Raw genomic sequence first — 6,550 nt, 5'->3', positions numbered from 1 at the left:
ATTGAAGGCGGTTGAAACCGCTGCCGACTTATCCCCGTGTCTAAAGCCAGGGGCTTGCGTCTCGTTCTTCGGTCAATGACCAAAACAGATGGTACATTCATAAATTATCTTATCTGGGAATTTAAAAGGTGTTGAATGGTGGCTGCTAACTGCTTCAGCTTAACGGGTTTGGTGAGATAATCATTAGCTCCGGCGGCAAGGCAACGATCGCGATCGGCAGTCATGGCTAAGGCAGTTAGGGCAACGATCGGCACATCAACTAAGCTAGGATCGAGGCGAATCTGCTGCATAGCTTGTAGACCATCCATACCCGGCATTTGAATGTCCATCAGAATTAGATTGGGGTTTTCCGACTTGGCCAGGGCGAGCGCCTCCTCTCCATTCTTAGCCAAGAGAATGCGATAGCCTTTAGCTCTGAGGTAGCTCGACACCGTACTAATATTGGCTTCGTTGTCTTCTGCCAGCAAGATTAAGGCAGAGCCTCCCTGTTCGGGCTCGCTGGGTTCGATGCGGGGCTCTGTTTGGGATTCCAGGTCAACAGAGGATGGCGCACAATCAGTTCCGTGAAGGTCGATCGTGAAGCAACTTCCTACACCCACCTCGCTGGTGAGCAACACTTGCCCGCCGTGGAGTTCGACAATGCGTTTCACCAGGGCAAGCCCCAAGCCTGTCCCCTGATATTGGCGGTTCAGGGCGCTATCGATTTGGATAAAGGGCTGAAACAGTTTGTTGATATCTTCTGGGGCAATACCGATGCCCGTATCGATGACAGCAATTCGCAGGGTCTCTTTGACCCAAAAATCGGGTGGGGAATCGGCAGAATCTGGGTCGGCGGGGCGCTGTTGACGGCTGACTTCTAGGGTGATGCGTCCTCCGTCTGGGGTGAATTTGACGGCGTTGTTGAGCAGGTTAATTAATACTTGGCGGATGCGCCGTTCATCTATCAATAAGTCTGGCAGATTGAGTGGCAGTTCAACGCTAAGCTGAATACGTTTTTGCATGGCTTGTTGTTTGATAAATGCCAGACTGGATTGACAGAGATGATTGACAGAAACAGGGGTGCAATCCAGAGCCATTTGACCCGATTCAATTTTGGCGACATCCAAAATGTCGTTGATTAATTCTAGCAAATGAGAGCCACTGCGCTCGATGGTTTGTAAAGCTTTGATTTGTTGTTCGTTGACGATGCCAAAGACTTGATCTTGTAGCCCCTCGCTCATGCCCAGAATGGCATTGAGAGGAGTGCGGAGTTCGTGGCTCATGTTGGCGAGGAATTCGTCTTTGAGGCGGGTAGCACGGGCGAGTTCTTCGTTAGAGATGGCGAGTTGGGCGTTCGTTTCGGTCAGTCGGGCTTCTGCCCATTGACGTTCGGCTAATTCTGTCTGTAATTGCTCAAAAAGATTAGACTGCTGAATTGCGATCGCTAATTGGTTAGCCGTTTGTTTAAATAAATTAATTTCCCAATCATCCCACTGGCGCGGACGATCGCAGTGATGGGCGATCAGTAATCCCCACAGGGTTTGATTCAGAATAATTGGAACTACAAGTTCAGCTCTGACCTGGATGGATGCGAGGAATTCAAGCAAGCAGGGTAAGACTGACTGGTTTTGATCTTCGCGATCGCTGAGGGCAAAAACTCTTCCTTGGATATAGCGATCGTAGTTCTCTTCTGGGAAAACTTCTTCAGGAAAGACGATATCCAGGATCTTAGGCCATTTTGGCAAAACAAATTCAGCAATGGCAACCCCCGTCCCTCCCGGAAGCACACGATAGACTAGCACTCGATCTGATTGCAAAACCTGATGGATTTCTTTAACAGTGACATTGAGAATCTCGTTCAGGTTCAGAGATGACCGCATCCTTTGAGTAATCGCTCCCAGCAAGCGTTCCTGTTTTGCCTGTTGTTCCAATCTCAGTTCGGCTTGTTTGCGATCGGTGATATCCGATAAAACTCCCTGGATATTAATCACTACTCCTTCAGCATTTTTAATAGCTGTGAAGCTGGTTCTCACCCAAATATAATTACCATTGTTGTCGTGATGTCGGAACTCAGAATGACTTGATTTTTCATAAAAGTTGATATTCTGCTCATAATCACTATGCACGAATAGGAGATCGTCTGGATGCACCAGATCTATAAACGGCTTACCAATCCATTCACTATCTTCCCCGCCAAAAACATTCTTGAATTGCGGTGAGAGATAAGTGATAATGCCATCTTTGTCAGATGACCAAATCACATCTTTACCTCCTTCTACTAGCCGCCGGAATTTACCTTCACTCTCTGCTAATTGAGCCTCAATCTGTTTGCGATCGGTAATGTCTTGGATCAAGGCCAGTATATAAATCAGTCCGTTGTTGCTCGATAGGATTGAGGCAGAAATGGCGATAGTGCGTTTCTGCCCATTTTGATGCTGGATTTCCCTTTCTTGCCCGATCAGGTGTTCCCCTTGTTGCATCTGTGTAAAGTTGGCGATCGCCTGTTCTTGACCCTCAGAATCCGGGTAAACACTTTGATACCAACCTAAGTGGTTGATTTCTTCTAAGCTGTAGCCCGTAATCGCTTGCATTTGCTGATTCCAGACTGTGAAGCGGACAAAGGGAAACTCCTCGACTTCATGGAAAACGCACAGCCCTTCTGCCATGTTTTCTAAAATTTGTTGACGGAAGGTATTTTCCTGCTGGAGTGTGGCTTCGGCTAACTTGCGGGCGGTAATCTCGAAGCGAATGGCTAGATACTGAAAAGGCCGCCCACCTTCGTCCAGAAAGGGGACGATGGTGCTGGAAACCCAGTACAGGCTACCGTTCTTCGTTCGATTGCAAACTTCACCGCGCCAAATCTGACCGCTGGTAATGGTGCGCCACAAGTCTTGGAAAAAAGCAGGGGGATGATAGCCAGATTTGACAATGCGATGGGTTTGGCCGATGAGTTCATCGCGGGAGTAGCCAGAGACAACACAGAAGCGATCGTTGACGTAGGAGATCACCCCTTTATCATCGGTGATGGCGACACTCGCGGAACGATCGAGGGCGAGTTTGAAAGCGGATATTTCTTGAATTAACTGCTGCCGTTCGAGTTCAGCTTGTTTGCGCTCGGTAATATCAAAGTTGATCCCGATCATGCTCTGGGGATTGCCTTGGGCATCTGGCACCACCACTCCAGAGGCTTTAAAAAAGTGGATGCTGCCATCGGGATGCAGCACTCGAAACTCGGTATCGTATTCTGCCTGTCCTAAAATGGCTTGCTGGAGCAATGTTTCGGTGGAGGGGAGGTCATCGGGATGTAGCCTGCTCATCCAAAAGTCGTAGACCATATAGGAATCAGATTGTCTCGTGAGGCCAAACAGTTCGTACATCCGATCGTCCCAAAGGATGCTGTTGTGTACAATGTCCCATTCCCAACAGCCGATCGCCCCTGATTTGAGAGACAAAGCGAGGCGATCCGATACTTTCTTTAGTTCTGCTTCTGCACGTTTGCGATCGCTAATATCTTTGGCGATGCCTAAAAAGCCGATAATTTGCTGATTGACATCCTTGAGGGAGCTGATGGATAGCGACACAGGAAATCGAGAGCCATCTTTGCGGATATAGCTCCACTCTTCTTCGCTGACCAAGCCTTGGCGTGCTTGGGCAGCAAAAACCTCAAAGGTCGGAGGAATATTTTGCCCTAGTTCGGCAGAGAGTGATGCTGCCCGGTTAATTACCTCATTTGCATCGTGGATGAGTAGGGGGGTGGCTTTGCCGATGATTTCTTGAGCACTGTAACCGAGCATCCTTTCGGCTCCAGCATTAAAGGTCTGGATGATGCCAGTTGGGTCTGTGGAGATGATGGAGTAATCAGCACCATCGAGGATGGCGCGTTGCAGGCTGTTGACTTGCCAAAGCTCTTGGGTGCGTTCTGCGACTTTTGCTTCTAGCTGTTGGTTGAGTTCCTGGAGTTGTTGTTCGGCTTGTTTGCGATCGCTAATGTCTGTAGTAGTTCCTACATACCCGACTACTTGCCCGTCGGCATCCAGTTCGGCAACGGACTGCCCATATACCCAAACCACAGCACCGTCGGGATGTTGAAAGCGATATTCGAGTTGGAAAGGGCCCTTTTCTTGGATAGATTGCTCCCATTCGGCGATGACCCAATCGCGATCGTCGGGGTGTAGCCCTTGTTGCCATCCATCCCCGAAAGCGGTTTTTGGGGTGAGTCCGCTGATGAGACACCACCAATCGTTAACATAGATGCACTTGCCCACAGCATCGGCGCGGAAAATCCCCACTGGTACGGCTTCCACTAGGCTGACGTAGCGTTCTTCGCTCTCTTGCAGGAAGGCTTCTGTTCGTTTGCGATCGCTAATGTCGGTAATGGTGCCTATATAGCCGCTCCGATGTCCATTGGCATCGAGTTCGGCGACGCCTTGCCCATAAACCCACGTTACCGTACCGTCGGGACGTTGAAAGCGATATTCGAGTTCAAAAGAGTCGTTACCTTGGATGAATTGCTCCCATTGGGCAATGACCCAATCGCGATCGTCGGGGTGCACTCCTTGTTGCCATCCCTGTGCGATAGTGGCTTCTGGTGTGAGTCCGCTGATCTGAAAGTAGCGATCGTTGACATAGGTGCATAGCCCCTCCGCATCGGTGCGAAAAATCCCCACCGGAGCGGCAGCGGCAAGGGCGGCGTAGCGTGCTTCGCTCTCGATCAGGGTGGCTTCGATCCGCTGTCGCTTTACCAGTTCATTCTGCAATTTTTGCTGGATCGCGGCTTGCCCAAGGGCGATCGCCACCTGTAGAGAAACTTGTCGCAGGAGTTCGATCTCGTCAGTCGTCCAAGAGTGTGCAGTGGATCGATAACTGGCGATCATTAATCCGCGCAGTTGTTGCTCAATCACGATCGGCACCATCAGCTTGGCGCGAATATCAAACCCCACTAACAGTTCCTGATGGCACTGGGTCATTTCTGCGCCGTAGATGTCGTTGATGACGCGAATTCTGCCCTGGCGATACGGTTCAAGCCATTCTTGGCTCATGCAAGGATCGCGGGCTTCCCTATGGAGCACCGATCGCCCAGTGTCGGTAATCGCTTCCGCAATCACGGTGCCCCTAAAGTCAGGTCGAAACTGGTAAATGATGACGCGATCGCACCCCAGAAGCGAGTGAATTTCCTGTAGCGTAGTCTGCAGAATATCTGACAAATTCAGGGACGAGCGGATCTGGTCGGCAATGGTATTGAGAAGTTGCTCTCGATCGGCCTTTGCTTTGAGGGCGGCTGTCCGAGCTGCCACCTGCTGCTCGAGCTCAAGGTTGCGATTTGCCAGCAGCGCCACCTTTTCCGCCTCTAGGCGCACCACCTTCTCTTCCCACTTCTGGACCAGCTTGTATAGCTCCAGCGGGTTGAGGGCTTGCAGCAAACTGGTCTGGGTGACGATGCCTAATAGTTCTCCTAGCTCCCCTGTCACCGCCAACCGACGGATCGATCGCTGCTCCAGGATCTGCTGCACAGTCCAGAGCGACTCCTCTGGCTTGACCTTAAAAATCGGTGTACTCATTACCGCCTGAGCTAGACAGGTTTCCAGGTTCAAGCCCAATGTCTGAAATTGCACAATATCCCGCTCGGTGAGAATCCCCACTGGAATTTGTAGCTGTTCAGTAGAGCTTCCGCCTGGGTGTACAATCATCACGGAACTGATGCGATGCTCTGCCATAAGTTGGGCGATCGCCAGTAGGGAAGAATCTGGCGCAGCACAAATCACTTCGCGGGTCATCACTTCTGCTACCATACGCAACCGCAGCAGGTCGATCGGTCGAGAGGTTTGGCGCAGACTTTCGTGAGTCACTAGGCCCACTAGGCGATCGTGCTCGTCCAGGATGGGTAAATGGCGAATGTGGTGCTGTTGGAGCAGATTAATCGCAAAAAATAAATCGGTGAAGGCGGACTCGCGGAGGGTGACGACGGGGTGTGCCATCACCTCCCGGAGCACCAAATTCTCCAAGGAACGCTGTTGGGCACTCAGCCGCACCACGTCTCGCTCGGTCAGTACGCCGACCAATTGCTCGTTTTCCACTACCAACACGCAGCTCGATCGCGCCTCTAGGTGGAGGTCGTCGAGTTGACCATCGGCCGTTCTAGGGGTGTTACAGAGCGATCGCACGCCGCTCATTTGGGCGATCGCATCCATCACCGTCGTATCGGGCGAAACCACCAAGGGCTCCCGGACGATCGCAGTCCTAAGTTCTATTGGAGTGAGAGCCGTAGTACGCATGAACATGAGTTTATAGGGTTTTATTGCTGATTATTTTTTTAAACACTTCGCCTTAAACACATGAGCTGATAGCGTAGCTTGGCGTCAGCCATAGTAACGAGAAGAGTTACTTAGCTGCACGACATTCTCTAAATATTATATTTACTTACTGTTGGCTCCTGCATCAAATGAGTTAGGGAAATTCGGCGACTCTAAGGTAACGATATCTTATGAATTTCATGAGATAATAAAAACAGAAAGTAACGCTCTCTTATCAATTTCATGAGATAATAAAAACACAAAGTAACGCTCTTTCATTA

At 50.3% G+C, this 6,550-nt stretch carries 1 protein-coding gene; it reads right to left on the bottom strand.

Features of this window, described 5'->3' with window-relative positions; all coding sequences use genetic code 11:
- Window positions 1-104: 104 nt before the first annotated feature.
- Window positions 105-6,257, bottom strand: a complete 6,153-nt coding sequence (locus QUB14_RS19985; protein WP_445251882.1) for a PAS domain S-box protein — start codon at window positions 6,255-6,257, stop codon at window positions 105-107.
- Window positions 6,258-6,550 lie beyond the last annotated feature (293 nt).

The organism is Microcoleus sp. B3-D2 (assembly GCF_036705345.1).
Taxonomy (GTDB): domain Bacteria; phylum Cyanobacteriota; class Cyanobacteriia; order Cyanobacteriales; family Microcoleaceae; genus Microcoleus.
Note: the sequence above shows the minus strand (reverse complement) of the source record. Positions and strands in the feature narration are given on the sequence as shown.

What these genes read in the sequence shown, in the direction of transcription:
- QUB14_RS19985 (WP_445251882.1), bottom strand. Translation starts at nt 6,257, where the DNA reads ATGTTCATGCGTACTACGGCTCTCACTCCAATAGAACTTAGGACTGCG.